The sequence below is a fragment of the Clostridium sp. AM29-11AC genome, assembly GCF_003480545.1.
In the GTDB taxonomy this organism is placed as follows: domain Bacteria; phylum Bacillota; class Clostridia; order Lachnospirales; family Lachnospiraceae; genus Otoolea; species Otoolea saccharolyticum_A.
Genome location: NZ_QUJI01000021.1, coordinates 25,502 through 45,087 on the forward strand (window position 1 = coordinate 25,502; position 19,586 = coordinate 45,087).

A 19,586-nucleotide genomic window follows, 5' to 3' on the forward strand; every position below is an offset into this window, starting at 1 on the left:
GGGCGCATGGTGACGGGCTGGCAGGATATTGACGGAGGCCGGTACTATCTCGGAACAGACGGGCGCATGGTGACGGGCTGGCAGCAGCTTGACGGAACCTGGTATTATCTTAACAGCGACGGGCGTATGGCGACAGGCTGGAAGAAATCAGGTGAAACCTGGTATTATCTGAACTCTGAGGGCCAAATGCAGACGGGCTGGATTGAGGTGGACGGAGCGCTGTACTATCTGAATGAATCCGGTGCCATGGCGGCGAACACTATCCTGGACAGAAATGGCGTGAAGTATCAGGCCGACAGCAGCGGAGCCTGCACAGAGGTTCCGGCAGACAGTGCCGCAGGAGATACCGCTCAGAGTACAGAACAGGCAGCGCCTTCAGACTCCGGCCAGCAGAGCGGGCCAGCAGGTCCGGCCTCTGATTTCTGATAGCAGACCGGTGACAGAGTTTATGGAGGATAGAGGGAAAGAACGCGGAAAAGGCGTCTGCGGTCTTTTTTGAAAAGATTGACAGAGAAAAACGATCGCGAAAAAAAGCGGGCAGCATACTGCATGATTCAGTGTGCTGCCTGTTTTTTTTACAGAAATTTAAAGATTGAATTCTTTCATTTTCCTCCACAGAGTGGAACGGCTGATTCCCAGAAGGGCGGCAGCTCTGGAGCGGCTGTAGCGGCATATTTCCAGGGCTTTCAGGATGGTCTCCCGCTCACTGTCTTTGAGGCTGTCTTCTTCTGCAGATCTGAATGGGGCAGCCGGCGGGAGGGAAGGCTCAGCCGGGAGGGAAGGCTCAGCCGGAAGGGGAAGAGCGGGGGAACTTGGCTCCTGCGGGAGCGTTGGCAGCACATTTCTCACATCCTTCCCGGCGATAAGGCTTCCGCTGCAGAGGACGGAGAGGCGCTCACAGATATTGAAAAGCTGCCGGATGTTCCCGTTCCATTCAGCCTGGGACAAGAGGCGGCAGGCATCGTCGGACAGCTCCGTGCCGGGGGCATGTTTCAGGAGCCATCCCCGGGCCAGAAGGGGAATATCCTCCCTTCTGTTTTCCAGGGAGGGGATCTCAATGCGCAGCACATCCAGCCGGTAAAAGAGATCCTCCCGGAATTCCCCCTCTCTCACCAGCTGTTCCAGATTCCGGTTGGTGGCGGCTATGATGCGGATATTCACAGAAATCGTGCGGTCGCTTCCAAGCCTCATAATCTCCCGCTCCTGGATAGCCCGCAGCAGCTTCGCCTGAAATTTGAGAGGAATCTCTCCGATCTCGTCGAGGAAGAGAGTGCCGTTGTGAGCCAGCTCAAAGTAGCCGGGCTTTCCGCCCTTCTGCGCTCCTGTAAAGGCGCCGGCAGTGTAGCCGAACAGCTCACTTTCAAGCAGATTTTCCGGTATGGCAGCGCAGTTGACAGCCACAAAGGGGCCGTCTTTTCGCATGCTGTGATTGTGGATACTCTGGGCGAACAGCTCCTTGCCCGTCCCGCTCTGGCCGATCAGAAGAATATTGGAATCTGTGCGGCTGTATTTCTGCGCAGTCTGGATGGTGGAGCGGATCGCCGGGGACTCTCCGACAATATCGTCAAAATGGGCCTTGGCCACATGTCCCTTGCTGTGAATCTTTCGCCGGATGTCATTTTCCAGATCCATAATGTCGCTGATGTTCTGGAAGCTTACCACAATGCCCATATTGGAGTTTTGGACCATGACGGGGTATTTGGTGACATTGAGCATCATATCGCCGTATTTAAAAATTTCGTTGGTGCAGGCCGTATCCTCCAGCAGCAGCTTTTTAAATTCCCGGGGAAAGGGGGCATCCATGACCTTCATCCCTGTGATGGACTCTGAGATGTGCAGGATCTTTCTGGCAGAATGGTTGACCATGCGGATGTATCTGAGGCTGTCGATAGATAAAAGCCCTTCCTTGGAGGCGTTCAGAAGAACGTGGATGCGGCTTGTCTTCTCCTGCTCTGTCCGGCTGATGGCGGCAGCGCGCTTGGCTGCCGTGATCCCCTGCCAGAAGGAATCGTGGCCGGTGGAAATAAACAGATTTGGTACATTGATGCTGGAGGCATAGCTGCAGGTGTTCACACCGCCTACGATGGCGTCGCACCCCTCCCTGACCGCCTGATCGACCAGCTTGGGGCCGTTCCAGTCCTGTGTCAGAATATAGGTTTCTACCGGAATATCGAGAAAATCCTGAATCTCCGCAGCCCCCATGACCATGTTGTGTGAGGCGATAATGCCTACCTTGCGGGCGTGAAAGGTTTCGATGCACTTGAGTACCACCCGGAGAGTGTCGGTGGCCGGAACGGCGATCTCCACAACCGGTATATCTCCCTGAATGCTCTTCAGTATTTCAGCCAGAAGTCCTCTGGTAATTATCACATCTGCGTCAATTTTCACCATTCCCACCGTTTCCTCTGTGACAATCACCTCTTCCATGGAATAATCTTCCAGATCATAGGCTCTTCCCATCTCATTGTGCTGTTTAAAAATTTCAAAGGCATCGCTGATAAAATTGTGGCAGGGAACTGCCAGGGCAAAGCGAATCATAGGCTTCTCCTTTCGCGGACGGACTCTGAGCAGAGGCTTAAACATATCCTGTATCTTCAGTATAGCGTTCTGTTCAGCGAAATGCAACAGATAGTGTCTGATAAAACATTTAGATTCAATATTTTAAAACAAAATGTTTTAAAAAGTAATATGGAGAAAGAGAAGCAGTGAAAATTCCCGTATAAAACAATCAATATTGAGAAAAAACAGAAAAAAAACGTAAAAAAAGAACCTGAAACCGAGATTTCCAGCCAGGCCAGAATGCGGAGGCAGCCAGAGCCGGGGTTCTGAAGACGAAAAAACACCGCTTTCAGACAAAAAAATAGGTTATATTACTAAATAATATTAGAAAAAAGGAGGAAAACAGTACAAAAGCAACAAAAAATGGCATACTGTCTGCTTTATATATAGACATCAGAGAAAACGGAGACAAAAGGAGAAACGGTATGCTCAGACAAAATGAAATTTTCTACAATAAGGTAAAATGGCTCCTAAAAGAGCGCAAGAGAACCGTGGGGGCCTGGCTCCAGGCGGGAAGCCCCATCACGGCAGAGGTTCTGGGAAAAGCTGGATTTGATTTCCTGATGGTTGACATGGAACACGGGCCGGGAGATATTCTGACGCTGATCTCCCAGCTGCAGGCCATCGCCAAGTTCGACGTGGCCCCTTTTGCCAGGGCTCCATGGAATGATCCGGTAGCTATCAAGAGGATGCTGGACGCAGGACTTTACGGAATTCTGATTCCCTATGTCAGTACAAGACAGGAGGCAGAAGAGGCAGTTAAGGCCTGCAAATACCCGCTTGAGGGGATCCGGGGGATTGCCCCAAGCCCCAGGGCAGGGGGATACGGGATGAATGGAAATCATTATCTCGAGAATGCCAACGAGCAGATTGTGGTCATGACGGCAATGGAGACGCCGGAGGCGGCAGAAAATATCGGAGAGATTGTCAAGGTCAGCGGGCTGGACGGTATTTTTATCGGTCCTATGGACCTGGCCACTTCCATGGGTCACTTCTGTAATCCGAAGCATCCGGAGGTGCAGGAGGCGATCGGGAAGATTGAGAGAACGGTTCTCGCCTCAGACAAATTTCTGGGAACGGTAGCAGGAGACTTTGAGGCGGCGAAAAAGCTCTATGAGAGGGGATACACCTATGTGGTGGTCATGTCAGATACCACAAGTCTTGGAAAACTGGCCCTGGAAAATGTCCAGAAATTCAGGAAAGAGTACCCGGAGCGGTGACAGAAATGAAACAGAGGATGGAGAGTACGCAGAGGGAGAAGCTGATGAGAGGGAGGGCAGATTGGAAAGTGAAGCATGAGGTAAGGGTGGAGGCCGGATATCTTGAATCCTTTGTAAGGGAGCTGTTCGAGAAGGCCGGCATGGAGAGAGGGGATGCACAGTTTCACGCAGAGGCTCTCGTACAAACTGATTTGTGGGGAATTTCTTCCCACGGCTGCATGAGGGTTCCGGCCTATTTCGAGAGAATGAGAAACGGGGCAATCAATGTGAGGCCGAATGTGAGAAAGGTATCCGGCGAGGGCGCCTTTGAGGTTCTGGATGCAGACGCAGGGGCGGGATTTATCGCCAGGAAGCGGGCCATGGAGAGAGCCATGGAGCTGGCGAAAAAATATCATATTGCCGCGGTTGGGGTAAGAAACAGCAACCACTTCGGCGCCGGAGCGGTTTATGCCAGGATGGCTGCGAAGGAAGGCATGGCGGGAATTGCCATGACCAATGTGCTTCCCCTTGTGACGGCGCCGGGGGCTTTAAGGCCGGTGACAGGGAACAATCCCATAGCCGTCGCAATTCCCACCTATGGGGACTTTCCTTTCTGTCTGGATATGGCGCTCTCGAAGGTGGCCGGGGGGAAACTGACTCTGGCGATCAAGAGAGGGGAAAAAATTCCCATGGACTGGGCCACGGATGAAGAGGGCAGACCTACCGATGATCCGGAAAAAGCCTTTAAGGGCTTTCTGCTCCCCGTGGGAGGCTACAAGGGACTGGGACTTGCCTATGTGGTGGATATTCTGTCCGGTGTTGTCACAGGAGGAGTGTTCTCCCATCAGATGAAGAGCATGTACGCTCAGCCCACGGAACCAAGCCTGACAGGTCACTTTTTTGTCGCAGTTGATATTGATGCGGTGATTGACCGGGAGCAGATGAAACAGCGGATGGGAGAGTACTTCCGAAGGATCAAGGAAACTCCCATGTGGGAGGAGGGGGCCGAGATGCTTCTTCCGGGAGAGCTGGAATACAGGAAGGAAAAGGAACGCAGGGAGAACGGAATACCGGTTCCGGTTAAGACGTATGAGGAGCTTCTGGAACTGAAAAAGACCTGTGGACTTCAGGCAGAACTTCCTGAAAAACAGAATTAAGAGCCGGAAAACTCAAAACAGGCCCAGAGAAAAGGAGGGGGTGCCATGAAACAGAAAGTATTGCTTCCCCAGGATATTGCAAAGCCGGGAAGAGATTACCTGCTGGAGAGAGGCTATGAGCTGAAAATGGGGCGGGGAATTTCTGAGGAACTGATTGCAGAGGACGTAAGAGGGTGCAGCGCCATCATTGCAAGGCTGGGAGCCTTTGGGAAGCGTGTGATAGAGGCAGAGCCGGGCCTTCGGGTAATCGCCAGGCACGGGGCCGGATACGACAACATAGATATTGAGGCGGCGAAGCAGGCGGGAATCTGGGTGACCTTTGATCCCGTTTCCAATGGAAACGCGGTGGCAGAACACTGCATCGCCCTGCTTCTTGCCTGTGGGAAGAACCTTCCTGTTATGGACCGGGCGGTCAGGAGCGGAAATTTTGCTGTGAGAAACCAGAGACCCACGATGGAGCTGTCCGGAAAGGTTCTGGGAATTGCGGGATTTGGAAGAATCGGAAGACTGGTGGCCCAAAAAGCGGGAGACGGACTGGGTATGGAGATTGCGGCCTATGATCCCTATGTGAAGGAGGCAAAAGGGGCCAGAATGACAGAAACTCTGGAGGAGCTTCTGGAAGTCTCAGATTTTGTCAGCATCCATATGCCGTCCACAGAGGAAACGAGAGGCATGTTTGGGATGGAACAGTTTAAAAGAATGAAGGGCACCGCCTGGCTGATCAACGCAGCGAGGGGGGAACTAGTAAAGGAAAATGAGCTGATCGGTGCGCTGAGTCAGGGGGTGATTGCCGGAGCAGCCCTCGACGTCTTTGAGAAGGAGCCGCCAAAAAAGGACAGCGGACTGTTTCAGCTGGAAAATGTGATTTTATCGCCCCACAATGCGGCGCTCACAAAAGAGGCCATGGAGCGTATGGCCGTGACGGCGGCAAAGGCAGTGGATGACGTGCTGTCAGGCAGAAAGCCGCAGTTTGTGGTGGCAGAAGGGAAGTAAAGACGATTTTTGGAAAATTCAGAGAAATAACAGAAAAAACAGGGGAGGATACAAAATGAAGCGTTTTTTTGCGGGACTTCTGGTAGTTGGAATGATGGGAACAGTTTTGACAGGATGCAAAAGCCAGGGAACGGATTCTGCTTCCGGAAATGCAGCGGCAGATGCATCGGGGACAGAGACAACCGTTCTGGTGCTGGCAAATTCAGCGCCGGCCAGCGAAGACAACCACATGTACCAGTACTGTGAAAAGTTTAAAGAGCTGGTAGAGGAAAAGAGCAATGGAAGTGTGGAGATCGAGATTCATCCCAATGGAGAGCTGGGAGGAGAGCGGGATCTGGTGGAAGGGGTACAGCTGGGTACCATTGATATCTGCTTTGTGGCCAGCGCTCCTCTCGGAAACTTTGTAGACGACACTCTGGCATTTGATTTCCCATTCCTTTTCAGAGACTACGATCACGTGCAGCATGTGATGGACGGAGAGATAGGCACAGATATTGCAGGTCAGGTAGAGGAAAAAGTGGGAGTAAAATTCTTATCCTGGGGCGTAAACGGTTTCAGACATTTCTGCAACAATATCCGCCCGGTGAAATCGCCGGAAGATATCAGGGGACTGAAGGTGAGAACCACGGAAAATAAAATCCATATGGAAACCTTTTCAGCACTGGGAGCAGACCCGACTCCTATGGGAACAGGAGAACTTTATACTGCCCTCCAGCAGGGAACCGTGGATGGGATGGAGGGGCCGCTGACCTGGATTCTGCCCAGTAAATACAATGAGGTTCAGAAATATATGTCACTGACCAGCCATTTCTATGCCCCGTCAGCAGCGCTTATGAATCAGGCGAAGTTTGACGGCCTTCCGGAAGACGTCAGGACCATACTGGAGGAGAGCGCAGAGGAGGCGGAAAGCTACCAGCTTCAGTTCTGCCATGATATTGACAAGCAGATGGCAGAGGAGGCGGCAGAAGCCGGAATGGAGGTAATTCCGGAATCAGAGCTTGATATGGATGGATTCCGGGAGGCCGTTCAGAGCGTTTATGACGCCCATCCGGAGTATGCACAGATCCTTCAGAAAATTAAGGAAACAGAGTAAGGAGAAGGGGGTGAAGGGGTGAGAGCGTATATTTGCTTTATGGATCACCTCAACAGAGCGGTAAAATTAATTCTGGCTGTTCTTCTGACTGCCATGAGCCTTGTGATTATTATCCAGGTGATTTACAGGGGACTGAAAATGTCCCTTCCCTGGTCAGAAGAGTTTTCCAGATATGTGATGATTTATATCGTATTTCTGGGAACAGGATATGCAGTGCGCTATGATCTTTTAATGTCAGTCAAAATCCTCTGGGAACATGTTCCTGAGAAGGCAGTCAAGGGGCTTTCGATTCTTGTAAACCTGCTGATGGCAGCATTCTTTCTTCTCCTTATCGTGCAGGGCATCAAAATATTAGGAACAGTGGGAAATCAGACGTCGCCGGCTATGCTGCTTCCCATGTCCGTTCCCTATGGCGCCATGCCGGTGGGAGGAGCGCTGATGTTCTTAAACAGCCTTGCGGTGATAGCGGAAGATATTGTGGGGAAGGAGGGATGATATATGGCTGGAATATTATTTGTTGGAATGCTGGTTTTGTTTATTCTCGGAGTTCCCATTGCAGCAGGAATCGGCATGGCTGCGGCTGGCTTTCTGGCGTTTCTGACTGATCTTCCGCTTACCGTAGTGCCCCAGAGGCTTTTTACGACTTCTGATTCATTTCCTCTGATGGCAATTCCATTCTTCGTACTGTCGGGAGCTTTGATGGAGTCGGGAGGAATCTCAAAACGTCTGATTCATCTGGCTGATGCCTTTGTGGGACATAAGACAGGCGGACTGGCCATGGTGGTGATTATAACCTCTATGTTTTTCGCGGCTATTTCAGGCTCCAGCGCAGCCACTGTGACAGCAGTGGGCGTTATCCTGATTCCCGCAATGATTCAGAAAGGATACAGCCGGAGCTTCTCGGCCTCGGTTCAGGCCTGTTCTGGGCAGATGGGGGTTATCATTCCGCCCAGTATCCCCATGGTTATCTACGGGGTGGCGACAGGCGTGTCAATCGGTGATATGTTTAAGGCCGGAGTCCTTCCTGGAATTCTGATGGGTGTATCGCTGATTGGGCTGTCCTACATGATCTGCAAAAAAAGAGGATACAGAGGAAACGAAAGAAAGGCCACGGCCAAGGAGAAAATGCATGCCTTTACAGAAGCAATCTGGGCCATTTTCATGCCGGTCATTATCCTGGGGGGAGTCTACTCAGGCCTGTTTACGCCCACAGAGGCTGCGGCAGTGGCGGCCGGATATTCGTTCCTGGTGGGAAAATTTATCTATAAGGATTTGAAGCTGAAGGATCTTCCGGAAGTGATAGGGAATGCGGCTGTTACAACGGCAACAATCATGTTTCTGGTGGCGACGGCGGGGCTTCTGGCATGGCTGATGGGACGTCTGAATGTGCCCCAGCAGGTGGCCCAGATGTTTACCACCTTTGCCCACAACAGAGTCATATTCCTTCTGATTGTCAATGTGCTCCTGTTCTTTGTGGGAATGTTTTTCGACGCAGGGCCTGCCATTATTATTCTGGCGCCTCTTCTTTCCCCGATTGCGACGGCATTTGGAATCGATCTGATCCACTTTGGAATTATTATGGTTGTGAATCTGGCCATCGGCTATTGCACTCCGCCAGTGGGGATCAACCTGTTCTTATCCTGCCAGATTGCGGGGATCAAGCTGGAAGAGATGATGAAGGATGTGCTTAAATTCCTCGTAGTGCTTGTGATAGATGTGCTGATCATCAGTTTTGTTCCGTTTTTATCCCTGGCGCTTATTTAAGATGCCGGAACACAGAGAAAATGACAGAAAAGAAAGGAAAGTATTATGTATACAATTAGACCGATTTTTCATGGAGTATTTATTGACTTTGACAAATCTCTGTTTACATACAAACAGGATCCGGGCGTCAAAATTGATGTGCCCCTTGTATCCTATCTGGTAGAGGGAGACGGGCTGACCGTTCTCGTTGACGCGGGCCCCCCAAACCCGGAGCTTGCCAAAGGCATGACACACCGGAAGGTAGAGAGGGCTACCTTCCTGAAGGAAGAGCTGCAGAAAATGGGGGTGGAAACGGAACAGATCGATTTCATTATCCTGACGCATCTCCACTGGGATCACAGCTACAACCTGGAACTGTTCCCCGATGTGCCGATCTATGTGCAGAAAAGGGAGCTTCAGTATGCAGTGGCTCCCCTTCCCTCGGACAGCGTCCCATACTGCTACGATCCGAGAAACGGAAAACCCAGCTGGTTCACCGGCTTTCAGCAGATGAGAGTGGTGGACGGGGATATGGAAGTGGCTCCCGGAATCAGTCTGGTGCTTCTGCCGGGCCACACGCCGGGAATTCAGGGAGTCCGGGTAGAAACAGAGGAAGGCGTTTATCTGATTGCCAGCGATACGTATCCTCTCTATGAAAACTATGAGAAAATGTCGCCGTCCGGCATCCATGTAGATTTGAAAGAATGGTTTGCAAGCTATGAAAAGACAAAGAAAATCTGTGATTTCATTCTGCCGGGACATGATATGAGAGTTCTGGAGAGGAAAATTTACGGGGTGAAGGAAGGCTAGGCTTTGATCGGCTGCAGAAGACAAAAAACGGACTTTTGCAAATGCGAAAACAATAAAAATACATGAATCATTCAGGTAGCAATTTCAGCCAGATGAAATGGAGGAATGGCGCATGGAGGCCTTCAAGAGAAATGAACAGCCTTTTAAAATCGCAGTCCTGGACGACGATCCTACTGGAATTCAGACGGTTCACGATGTATACGTCTATACCGACTGGGAAATTTCCACGCTCCGGGAGGCATTTAAAGACAGCAGCCGTCTGTTCTATATCCTTACCAATTCCAGAAGCTTTGGAAAAAAGCAGACAGAGGAGGTGCACAGAACCATTGCCCGCAGACTGCTGGCCGTGTCCGGGGAAACCAATATCCCGTTTCTGGTGATCCTGCGGGGAGATTCCACACTTCGCGGACACTACCTCCTGGAGCCGGAAGTTATGGAGCAGGTGTTTCTGGAGGAAGGGGGACTGAAAACAGACGGAGAGATTCTGTGTCCGGCCTTCTTTGAAGGCGGGCGCTGCACGAAGGACGATATTCATTATGTGGAGGAGAACGGAAGCTGGACAGAGGCGGCGAAGACGGAGTATGCCCGGGACAGAACCTTTGGCTACCGCTCCTCCAATCTGAGAGAATTTATAGAGGAAAAGACGGGCGGTCGGGTAAAAAGGGAGAACTGCATTTCTGTCAGTACGCAGCTTCTTGAATCGGGTACAGAGGACCGCCGTCTGGATGAACTTCTGAAATCAGCGAAAGACGGACAGAAAATTATCGTAAATGCTGTCTGCTATTCCCAGCTTGAGAGGTTCTCCGTTTCCTTCTGGCGGGCGGTTAAGCAGGGAAAAAGGTTTACCGTCAGAAGCGGTGCTTCCCTTGTAAAAGCTATATCGGGCATAAAGGCAAAACCATTTCTGACAGGCAGGGAACTGCTCAAAAAGGGAACAAAGAGCGGAGGACTGATAATAGCCGGCTCCCATGTAGAGAGAACTACGAGACAGCTTGCAGAGCTTGAAAACAGCATCCATCCCTACTGCTTCATCGAATTTCAGGCAGATGCGGCCCTCAGGGAGGGAGAGCTGAGAAAAGAGATACAGGAGGTCAGAAAACGTGCGGAACAGGCAATTTCATGGGGGAGAGACGCAGTCGTCTACACCAGCCGCCGCGTTCTCTGCAGAGAAGAGGGGGAGGAAAGTCTGAATCTGTCTGTCCGCATTTCCGAGGCCCTCACGTCTGTTGTGCGGGAGCTTTCCGTTTCCCCCTCCTACATTATCGCAAAGGGCGGGATTACCTCCAGTGATGTGGGGACAAGAGGGCTTGGAGTGAAGAAGGCTCTGGCTCTGGGACAGGCGGCGCCTGGGGTTCCCGTGTGGCTGACCGGGAAGGAGAGCCGGTTTCCGGGTATGCCCTACATTATCTTTCCCGGCAATGTGGGAACCGATCAGACGCTTAGGCAGATTGCCGACAGTCTGGCCGAAGAGCGGGGGGCATGTACCTGACCAGATTCTGTGTGAAGGGGAGGATATGATCTGCCCGCTGTCCGTTATCCGGCAGCGGCAGTTCCCCGCTTTCCGGGAGTTTTCCCCGCCTTCTTTTCGTCCTGCTCTTCGGACTCTCCTGTGGGAGCAGAACTGCTTTGCTCTGTGTCTAGCTTTTTAACAAGAACAGATTCGATTCTGCGTCCTACGATTTTTTCAGCGTGGAGGGACAGGCCGTTTATCTCCACATCCACTGTTGTCCCGTCTTTTGGAATCGTGTGAAGACAGCTTAAGACCATTCCGCCGATGGTATCGTACTCTTCCTGGTCGGGAAGCGTAATATCCATCTGCTCCTCCACATCTTCGATCAGGGTATCCCCCGGGAATCTCCACAGGTTTTCGCTGATCCGTTCAATCTCCGGATCGATCACCCGGTCAAATTCATCGTAAATGCTTCCCACAATTTCTTCCAGCAAATCTTCCATTGTTATGAGACCGGAGATGTTTCCGTACTCGTCCACGACAATGGCCATATGCACTTTTTTCGTCTGCATGTCACGGAACAGGTCATCTGCGTGGATAGACTCCGGAACGAAATAAGCCTGGTGGAGAAGCTGCGAAAGAGATTTTGGCTGTTTGGCCGTCAGGTTTAAAAGGTACTCCCTTGTATAGAGGATACCCTTTACGTCCTCGTGATCCTTTGTGTAAACCGGAAGTCTGGAAAGTCCTGACTCACGGATGATTTTCAGAATTTCCTGTTCGGAGGAGTCCTCAAACAGGTTTACTATATCAGATTCTCTGGTCATGGCAGACAGGATAGAGGTGTCACGAAAATCAAAAACATTCTGAATCCACTCATTTTCATCTTCGGCAATAGTACCCTTTTCCTTTCCCAGGTCAATCATCATGCGGATGTCCTCTTCTGTAACGCCTTCCTCCTCGGCTTCCGTTTTCATGCCGAGAAGACGAAGCACCAGATTGGTGGAAAACGCGAGAAAAGCGATTACCGGACGGGCCATAAAAGCGATGGCAGATACCACTGAGCAGGAAAACTTTGCTACAGCGTAAGATTTCTGCATGGCGATGCGCTTTGGAACCAGCTCTCCGAAAATCAGCGTAAAGTAGGAAAGAATCAGAGTAATAAGAATGACGGAAACTGTATTCAGCACAGCCGGGGAAAGGGTCTGAAAACCCAGTCCGCTGTATATCCACTCTGTCAGGGGGTCAGAGAAGTTATCAGCCGCGAAGGCGCTTCCGAGGAAGCCTGCCAGCGTAATTCCGATCTGGATGGTGGAGAGAAAGCCAGCAGGCTCCTCTGCCATTTTCAAAAGGCGTCCGGCCATACGGTCGCCTGCCTCCTGCTGTTTTTTCAGCTTCGCCGTGTTCAGCGAGATGACCGCAATCTCTGTTGCGGCAAAAAATGCATTGAGAAGAATCAGCCCTGCCTGAATCAGCAGTAGCCCAGGTAGATTGTCCACAAAATGTCGCTCCTTTTCCTAATTATTTTGACCGGAACAGGCTGTCTTAATCATGCCCTGTCATCATTATGCCCTTCCGGCGTCTTTGCAGACTAATCCTATTGTACTAAAAAAAGAACAGTGTTTCAATCGGGAAAAAATAAGATTAACGAAGAATTAGCGGGACAGGAGAGAACAGAAGAGAGTTACAGAGTTGGGAGTAAAAACGGAATAATTGGTTTATATCGGATAATTAATGAAGTGGTGAATAAAAAATAATGTTAAATTATTATCAGTCATATTGACGACAGGACAGGTGATATAGTATTATATTTATCATAGTGATGCAGGTTGTTATAGAGAACTTGCATTTTTTTATTTCGTCAGAAATTTGTCAAATTTCCGACGAAATAAAAAGCCCTGCCGGGCAGAAGGCATTGCGGAAAACGGTTGTCCTTTTCCGCAGAATCAGCACTGAGGATAAAAACCGGCGCCAAAGAGCAGGACAGCGTACACCTGTTTGAGCCGGAGGCATCCCCGTGCAGGAAGCAGCGGGAAGCTTATGAAAAAGAGAAGAGCATAGGAGAACCCGCCTGCTTAGCGTTTGGCGAAGGACGGAATCTGCCGGGAAGTTTATTTATAAGGAACTGAACGGAAAATCTGCAGGGATAGAAGCGGAAATGGAGTATGCTGGTACAGACAGACGAAACAGCAGTATGAGAGCAGGGAGGTGAGACGGAGAGGAGCTTCGGCAATACTTCTGCGTTATTTCGGAATGATTCGCCAGAAAAAGATAATTCAGGGAGGTTAATGCAATGAAAGAATTGGTTTGGCTTGCGCCGGCAGCGGGAGTGGCGGCACTTCTGTTCGCGCTGATCCTGGCATCAGGGATCAGGAAGCAGGCTCCGGGAAATGAGCGAATGAGAGAGATTGCAGGGGCGATCAAGGAAGGCGCCCAGGCGTTTCTGAGGGCGGAGTATAAGATCCTCGTATTTTTTGTGGCGATCCTTTTTGTGGTGATTGGGATCGGAATCGGCAACTGGATTACTGCCGTTTGCTTTTTAGTGGGAGCGGCATTTTCTACGATGGCAGGATACATTGGCATGCAGGTAGCCACAGATGCCAACGTCCGCACAGCTAACGGCGCCAGAGAGGGCGGCATGGGAAAAGCCCTCGGCATCGCCTATAAAGGCGGAGCCGTTATGGGAATGTGCGTAGTCGGCCTGGGACTTCTGGGCGCCAGCGTGATTTATCTTGTGACAAAGGATGTGAACGTGCTGACAGGCTACAGCCTTGGCGCATCCTCCATCGCCTTATTTGCCCGTGTAGGCGGCGGAATCTACACAAAGGCTGCCGATGTGGGAGCTGACCTGGTAGGAAAGGTTGAAGTGGGAATTCCGGAGGACGATCCGAGAAACCCGGCAGTTATTGCAGATAATGTGGGCGACAATGTAGGCGATGTGGCCGGAATGGGAGCCGATCTGTTCGAGTCTTATGTAGGCTCTCTGGTATCAGCAGTGACTCTGGGAGTTGTGGCTTACCAGGCGGAGGGCGCATTCTTCCCTCTGGTTCTGGCAGCCTTTGGAGTAATCGCTTCCGTAATCGGAACTTTCTTTGTAAAGGGGAAAGAGGGGACAGATCCTCAGAAATCCCTGAATCTTGGAAGCTATGTGGCATATGCCATTGTAATTATTATGTCCCTGGTGCTCAGCAACCAGTTCTTCGGACGCATGAATGAGGCGGCAGCTGTGATTTCCGGTCTTTTAGTGGGCTTCATTATCGGACAGGCCACAGAGATTTACACCTCAGACAAGTATAAATCTGTAAAGAAGATTGCAGAGCAGTCAGAGACCGGTTCAGCTACAAACATTATCTCCGGTCTTGCCGTGGGCATGAAGTCCACAGTAGTACCTATTCTCTTTATCGCAGTGGGAATTATCGTGGCCTACTCCACAGCAGGCCTCTACGGAATCGCGCTGGCAGCAGTGGGAATGCTGGCTACCACGGGAAGCACTATTGCAGTTGACGCCTATGGTCCTATCGCGGACAATGCAGGCGGAATCGCAGAGATGTCCGGTCTGGACGAAAGCGTGAGAAACATCACAGACAAGCTGGACAGCGTCGGCAACACAACGGCGGCTATCGGAAAGGGTTTTGCCATCGGTTCCGCTGCCCTGACAGCCCTGGCTCTGTTTGTGTCCTACGCCCAGGCAGTAAATCTTACGACTATTGATATCTTAAATCCGAAGGTTATCATCGGATTATTTATCGGAGGCATGCTGCCCTTCCTCTTCTCAGCCATCACCATGGAATCGGTGTCCAAGGCGGCTTATAAGATGATCGAGGAGGTCAGAAGACAGTTCCGGGAGGATCCGAGTATCTTAAAGGGCGAGAGCCGTCCTGACTATACGTCCTGTGTTGGAATTTCCACCACAGCAGCTCTCCACGAGATGCTGGTTCCCGGCATCATCTCCGTGGCAGTTCCGATCGCAATGGGAATCCTGCTTGGAACAGACGCACTGGGCGGCCTTCTTGCAGGTTCTCTGGTTACAGGCGTTCTGATGGCGATTTTCATGGCCAATGCCGGAGGAGCGTGGGACAACGCAAAGAAATATATAGAGAGCGGAACTCACGGCGGAAAGGGAAGTCCTTCCCATAAGGCAGCCGTTGTGGGCGATACGGTGGGCGATCCGTTTAAGGATACTTCAGGACCTTCCATCAATATCCTGATCAAGCTGATGACAATCGTTTCACTGGTGTTCGCGCCGCTGTTCCTGTCTATCGGAACTATATTCTAGGAAGCGAAAAATCTTACAGAGAGATACAGAAAAACTGCAGGGCTGTCCGCTCTGCAGTTTTTCTGTATGGAAATTCAAAAAGAGAGACGGTCCTGAACCGTCGGACTCGGCACAGGTTCTCCTCAGTTCAGTTTCAGTGTGTCTGATTTCTATAAGGAACTTTCCTCATCTAAAAGGAGCTTTCCCTCATGGCGGATACATGGTAAAATAAGGTACAGACAGAGAAATAATACATTCAGGAGGTATTTCTTATGACACATTGGAAAAAAGTACTCCTTCCGGCAGTGTGCGCGGGGCTGGCAGCTGCCATGCCGGTGACAGCGTTTGCCGCTTCCAAGATTACGTCCGTAACCATCGAGCTGGATTCAGCCATCACAGTCGGGGACAGCGACAGCGAGGTAGATGGCTCCACAGATTCAGATAAATATTATGTGGATACAGTGGAAGTGGAGAATGAGCCGGAAAACGACTGGGAGGAAGGCGATCAGCCCGAACTCAAAATCACTCTGGAGGCTGAGGACGACTATATTTTTAACTCCGGATTTTCCGAAAAGAAGGTGAAGGTAAAGGGGGTAAAGGGAGAGGTTACCTCAGCCAAGAGGAGCGGAAGCCGGACCCTTATTGTATCCTTTACCATGGATGGCCTTGAGGATGACAATGAGTATGAACTGGATTTGGAGGATCTGAGCTGGGATCAGAACAGCGCAGCGGCATCCTGGAACGGCGGCTACGATGCAGAGAGCTACGAGATCCGCCTTTACAGAGGAAGCACCGTAGTCTCCCCTCTTCTGTCCACAGCAGATATTAAATACGATCTTTCTCCATACTTCACAGCGGCCGGAGACCATAAATTCCGCGTCCGCGGTGTCCACGGCTCCCAGAAGGGAGAATGGCACAATTCACCGGTCTGGACGGTAAATGCTGAGAAGGCAGCGGCCTTAAGTGCAGGAAAAAGTGCGGCTGTGTGGATTCAGGATACTACAGGCTGGTGGTACAGGAATGCAGATGGAAGCTACACAGTAAATAATTGGCAGTACATAGGAGACAAGTGGTATTTCTTCGACGGAACCGGCTATATGAAGACAGGCTGGATTGACTGGAACGGAAAGTGGTATTACTGTGACTCGTCAGGGGCCATGCTGTCAAACACCACGACGCCGGACGGTTATCAGGTCGGGGCAGACGGGGCCTGGATTCAGGCAAACTAGGAAATTTGAGATAGGACGGGAAAGGCAAAAAAAGATGCAGGGAGCCGAATTTTCAGAAAGACGGCTCCCTGCATCTTTTTTCCTAAACGGCCAGAGAGACCCTGGCGGCCATGGCTGTCTTATTTACTCCAGCCCCAGCTCCCTGTAGCACTCCCTTAAAACCTGGCAGGAATTGTTTAATTTTTCCAGCTCCTCCTCTTCCAGGGTAAGGGGCAGCACTCTCTGGATTCCGTTCTGATTGATGATGCAGGGGACACCGACAAAGATGCCGTTCTGTCCGTACTCGCCCCGCAGCATGGCGGAAACGGTCATAACGCTGTTTTCATTCCCCAGCACAGCTTTGGTAATGCGCGTGAGGGCCATGCCGATCCCGTAGTAGGTTGCATTTTTTGCCTCGATAATCTTGTAGGCGGCTGTCCTCACCTCCTCGGAAATCTGCTCCATATCCTGCTCGCAGATGGAACCATGGGATTCATTGACCATCTCCCGGATGGACTTGGTGGCAACCATGGCCTGGCTCCAGGGCACAAACTCAGAATCCCCGTGCTCGCCCATGACATAGGCGTGAACATTTCTCGGATCAACCTTCAGGTAATCGCCGAGAAGGTAGCGCAGGCGGGCGGTGTCGAGGGTGGTTCCCGTACCCAGGACACGCCTCGGGTTAAAGCCGGACAGGGTGCAGGTGATTTTCGTCATAATGTCCACCGGATTTGTGGCTACGAGGAAGATTCCGTTAAAGCCCGAGGCTGTCACTGGCTCAATGATAGACTGGAACACCTCCGTGTTTCTCTTTAAAAGATCAAGCCTTGTTTCGCCCGGCTTTTGGGCAACGCCTGCGCAGATAACCACAATATCCGCATCCGTGCAGTCATCGTAGCTTCCGGCGTAGATTTTCATATTAGAGCTGGAAAAAGCCAGCCCGTGGTTTAAGTCCATAGCCTCGCCCATGGCGCGCTTCTTGTTTACGTCAATTAAAACCAGTTCATCACACACGTTCTGATTGAGCAGGGAGTAAGCGTAGCTCATCCCCACCATTCCAGTACCAATCAGGGCAATTTTCCGGTTGTCATGTTTCATAAGGGTACCTCCTGTCAGAAATCATACAGATGTTTGCAGATGCAGTCAGACCTTAAATCCTCTCTGTTTTCACAAACGAGTGAGTCAAGGCTAACTCTATTGTTAATAATATCACAAAAGCTGTGGGAAGGGAAGAGAAAAATGCAGTTTCTTCCTTAATATAATTATATCATTGCAGTTTTGCAGGTTTTTATTCATGTAGGCGGGAAGGCAGCCCGGCACGGTGATTAAAACTTGCTAGGGACATTAATTTATGGTATTATAAAATCTAAGTATTTATGAACAAGAGAATAACGGAGGAAATGAGATGGAAGAAAACACAAAAACAGTTGCCGAAGCGGAAGAGAAGGAAACCGTTTCGAAAAACTTTATCGAGAGAGAGATTGAGAAAGATTTGGCTGAAGGTGTTTACAACCATGTCCAGACCAGATTTCCACCGGAACCGAACGGGTATCTTCATATTGGACATGCCAAGTCCATCATCCTGAATTCGGGGCTGGCCAAGGAATACAATGGCAAATTCAATCTGCGCTTTGATGACACGAACCCGACAAAGGAAAAGACGGAATTTGTCCAGTCCATCATTGAGGATGTAAAGTGGCTGGGAGCTGATTTTGAGGACAGGCTGTTCTTTGCCTCCGATTATTTTGAGCAGATGTACGAGTGCGCAGTTCTTCTTATTAAAAAGGGAAAGGCGTTTGTATGCGATCTGAGCGCCGACGAGATTCGCGAGTACCGCGGCGACTTCAATAACCCCGGCAAGGAGAGCCCCTACAGGAACAGAAGCATCGAAGAAAACCTGCAGCTCTTTGAAAATATGAAAAACGGCATGTACAAGGATGGGGAGAAGGTTCTGCGCGCCAAGATTGACATGGCATCTCCCAATATCAACATGAGAGACCCGGTTATCTACCGCGTTGCCCACATGTCCCACCACAATACAGGGGATAAGTGGTGTATTTACCCGATGTATGATTTTGCCCATCCGATTGAGGATGCTATCGAGCATATTACACACTCGATCTGTACCCTGGAGTTTGAAGATCACCGCCCGCTTTATGACTGGGTGGTAAGAGAATGCGAATTTGAGAATCCGCCCCGCCAGATCGAGTTTGCAAAAATGTATCTGACCAATGTGATCACAGGAAAGCGCTATATTAAGAAGCTGGTTGAGGATAAGATTGTGGACGGCTGGGATGATCCGCGGCTGGTTTCCATAGCGGCTCTCAGAAGGAGAGGCTTTACGCCGGAATCCATCAGAAAGTTTGTGGAGCTGGCAGGCGTTTCCAAGGCGGACAGCTCCATCGATTACGCCATGCTGGAATACTGTGTCAGGGAAGATCTGAAGCTGAAGAAAGCCAGAGTGATGGCAGTTCTCGATCCGGTGAAGCTGGTTATTGACAATTACCCGGAGGGACAGATGGAAGAGCTTTCCGCGCCGTGCAATCTGGAAAATCCTGAGCTGGGCGATCGCATTGTGCCCTTTGGCCGTGAGCTCTACATTGAGCGTGAGGATTTTATGGAGGAGCCGCCGAAAAAATATTTCCGCCTCTATCCGGGCAATGAGGTGCGCCTGATGAATGCCTACTTTGTCACCTGCACCGGCTGTGAGAAGGATGAGAATGGAAATGTGACGGTTGTTCACTGTACCTATGATCCGCAGACAAAGGGCGGAAACGCGCCGGACGGCAGAAAGGTAAAAGGAACGATTCACTGGGTGGCAAAGGAGACTGCCCTCAAGGCAGAGTGCCGTCTCTATGAAAATCTCGTGGATGAGGAGAAGGGCAAGCTGAATGCAGACGGAACCCTGAACCTGAACCCCAACTCCCTGACTGTATTAAAGGAGTGCTATGTAGAGCCTTCCTTAAAGGATGCAAAGGCCTATGACAGCTTCCAGTTTGTGCGCAACGGCTATTTCTGTGTGGACTGCAAGGACAGCACGCCGGAGAAGCCTGTGTTTAACAGGATTGTATCTCTGAAGAGCTCCTTTAAATTAGGAAAATAATGCGGAAGGGAAAATCCGG

Annotated in this window: 14 protein-coding genes and 1 pseudogene; 12 read left to right on the forward strand and 3 right to left on the reverse strand. The window is 50.7% G+C overall.

What is annotated here, in order from left to right; all coding sequences use genetic code 11:
• Positions 1 to 426, forward strand: a pseudogene (locus tag DW757_RS13800) (glycoside hydrolase); the annotation flags it as partial.
• Positions 427 to 585: 159 nt separating this feature from the next.
• Here DW757_RS13800 and DW757_RS13805 read toward each other — a convergent pair.
• Entirely contained in the window at positions 586 to 2,538 is a 1,953-nt protein-coding gene (locus tag DW757_RS13805) for a sigma 54-interacting transcriptional regulator (protein ID WP_118751997.1), read from the reverse strand.
• A 446-nt stretch (positions 2,539 to 2,984) separates the two neighbouring features.
• Here DW757_RS13805 and DW757_RS13810 point away from each other — a divergent pair, with 446 nt between their 5' ends.
• The 8 genes from DW757_RS13810 to DW757_RS13845 all read left to right on the forward strand — a co-directional run bounded on the left by DW757_RS13810 (position 2,985) and on the right by DW757_RS13845 (position 11,043).
• Positions 2,985 to 3,779, forward strand: a complete 795-nt coding sequence (locus tag DW757_RS13810) for an aldolase/citrate lyase family protein (protein ID WP_008394820.1) — start codon at positions 2,985 to 2,987, stop codon at positions 3,777 to 3,779.
• A 5-nt stretch (positions 3,780 to 3,784) separates the two neighbouring features.
• On the forward strand, positions 3,785 to 4,915 hold the full coding sequence (locus DW757_RS13815; protein WP_243033706.1) for an Ldh family oxidoreductase: 1,131 nt from the start codon (positions 3,785 to 3,787) through the stop codon (positions 4,913 to 4,915).
• A 45-nt stretch (positions 4,916 to 4,960) separates the two neighbouring features.
• Positions 4,961 to 5,908: a hydroxyacid dehydrogenase gene (locus DW757_RS13820; protein WP_118751998.1), complete on the forward strand. Its 948-nt coding sequence runs from the start codon at positions 4,961 to 4,963 to the stop codon at positions 5,906 to 5,908.
• 55 nt (positions 5,909 to 5,963) lie between these two features.
• Positions 5,964 to 7,001, forward strand: coding sequence for a DctP family TRAP transporter solute-binding subunit (locus DW757_RS13825; RefSeq protein WP_118751999.1), 1,038 nt, complete (start codon positions 5,964 to 5,966; stop codon positions 6,999 to 7,001).
• 18 nt (positions 7,002 to 7,019) lie between these two features.
• Positions 7,020 to 7,496 carry a TRAP transporter small permease gene (locus tag DW757_RS13830; RefSeq protein ID WP_147355643.1) on the forward strand — a complete coding sequence of 159 codons (477 nt, stop codon included), beginning with the start codon at positions 7,020 to 7,022 and terminating at the stop codon, positions 7,494 to 7,496.
• A 3-nt stretch (positions 7,497 to 7,499) separates the two neighbouring features.
• Positions 7,500 to 8,765: a TRAP transporter large permease gene (locus tag DW757_RS13835; protein ID WP_008394829.1), complete on the forward strand. Its 1,266-nt coding sequence runs from the start codon at positions 7,500 to 7,502 to the stop codon at positions 8,763 to 8,765.
• A gap of 45 nt (positions 8,766 to 8,810) precedes the next feature.
• Positions 8,811 to 9,554: an N-acyl homoserine lactonase family protein gene (locus DW757_RS13840; protein ID WP_118752001.1), complete on the forward strand. Its 744-nt coding sequence runs from the start codon at positions 8,811 to 8,813 to the stop codon at positions 9,552 to 9,554.
• A 112-nt stretch (positions 9,555 to 9,666) separates the two neighbouring features.
• Positions 9,667 to 11,043 (forward strand): four-carbon acid sugar kinase family protein, encoded by a 1,377-nt coding sequence (locus DW757_RS13845; RefSeq protein WP_243033708.1) that lies wholly within the window; start codon positions 9,667 to 9,669, stop codon positions 11,041 to 11,043.
• Positions 11,044 to 11,087: 44 nt separating this feature from the next.
• Here DW757_RS13845 and DW757_RS13850 read toward each other — a convergent pair whose 3' ends face one another.
• A complete protein-coding gene (locus DW757_RS13850) occupies positions 11,088 to 12,500 on the reverse strand; it encodes a hemolysin family protein (protein WP_008394834.1) in 1,413 nt (470 codons plus the stop codon).
• A 794-nt stretch (positions 12,501 to 13,294) separates the two neighbouring features.
• Here DW757_RS13850 and DW757_RS13860 point away from each other — a divergent pair.
• Positions 13,295 to 15,277, forward strand: a complete 1,983-nt coding sequence (locus DW757_RS13860; RefSeq protein ID WP_087382172.1) for a sodium-translocating pyrophosphatase — start codon at positions 13,295 to 13,297, stop codon at positions 15,275 to 15,277.
• A 251-nt stretch (positions 15,278 to 15,528) separates the two neighbouring features.
• Positions 15,529 to 16,485, forward strand: coding sequence for a hypothetical protein (locus tag DW757_RS13865; RefSeq protein WP_118752004.1), 957 nt, complete (start codon positions 15,529 to 15,531; stop codon positions 16,483 to 16,485).
• A gap of 123 nt (positions 16,486 to 16,608) precedes the next feature.
• Here the strand turns inward: DW757_RS13865 and DW757_RS13870 are convergent, their stop codons facing one another.
• The gene (locus DW757_RS13870; protein ID WP_118752005.1) at positions 16,609 to 17,562 is read right to left on the reverse strand and encodes an L-lactate dehydrogenase; all 954 of its coding nucleotides are present in this window, start codon (positions 17,560 to 17,562) and stop codon (positions 16,609 to 16,611) included.
• Between the two features lie 307 nt (positions 17,563 to 17,869).
• Between DW757_RS13870 and DW757_RS13875 the strand changes: the two genes are divergently transcribed.
• Positions 17,870 to 19,567, forward strand: a complete 1,698-nt coding sequence (locus DW757_RS13875) for a glutamine--tRNA ligase/YqeY domain fusion protein (RefSeq protein WP_008394842.1) — start codon at positions 17,870 to 17,872, stop codon at positions 19,565 to 19,567.
• Positions 19,568 to 19,586 lie beyond the last annotated feature (19 nt).

What these genes read in the sequence shown, in the direction of transcription:
- DW757_RS13805 (WP_118751997.1), bottom strand. Translation starts at nt 2,538, where the DNA reads ATGATTCGCTTTGCCCTGGCAGTTCCCTGCCACAATTTTATCAGCGAT.
- DW757_RS13860 (WP_087382172.1), top strand. Translation starts at nt 13,295, where the DNA reads ATGAAAGAATTGGTTTGGCTTGCGCCGGCAGCGGGAGTGGCGGCACTT.
- DW757_RS13825 (WP_118751999.1), top strand. Translation starts at nt 5,964, where the DNA reads ATGAAGCGTTTTTTTGCGGGACTTCTGGTAGTTGGAATGATGGGAACA.
- DW757_RS13820 (WP_118751998.1), top strand. Translation starts at nt 4,961, where the DNA reads ATGAAACAGAAAGTATTGCTTCCCCAGGATATTGCAAAGCCGGGAAGA.
- DW757_RS13875 (WP_008394842.1), top strand. Translation starts at nt 17,870, where the DNA reads ATGGAAGAAAACACAAAAACAGTTGCCGAAGCGGAAGAGAAGGAAACC.
- DW757_RS13845 (WP_243033708.1), top strand. Translation starts at nt 9,667, where the DNA reads ATGGAGGCCTTCAAGAGAAATGAACAGCCTTTTAAAATCGCAGTCCTG.
- DW757_RS13840 (WP_118752001.1), top strand. Translation starts at nt 8,811, where the DNA reads ATGTATACAATTAGACCGATTTTTCATGGAGTATTTATTGACTTTGAC.
- DW757_RS13810 (WP_008394820.1), top strand. Translation starts at nt 2,985, where the DNA reads ATGCTCAGACAAAATGAAATTTTCTACAATAAGGTAAAATGGCTCCTA.
- DW757_RS13865 (WP_118752004.1), top strand. Translation starts at nt 15,529, where the DNA reads ATGACACATTGGAAAAAAGTACTCCTTCCGGCAGTGTGCGCGGGGCTG.
- DW757_RS13815 (WP_243033706.1), top strand. Translation starts at nt 3,785, where the DNA reads ATGAAACAGAGGATGGAGAGTACGCAGAGGGAGAAGCTGATGAGAGGG.
- DW757_RS13870 (WP_118752005.1), bottom strand. Translation starts at nt 17,562, where the DNA reads ATGAAACATGACAACCGGAAAATTGCCCTGATTGGTACTGGAATGGTG.
- DW757_RS13835 (WP_008394829.1), top strand. Translation starts at nt 7,500, where the DNA reads ATGGCTGGAATATTATTTGTTGGAATGCTGGTTTTGTTTATTCTCGGA.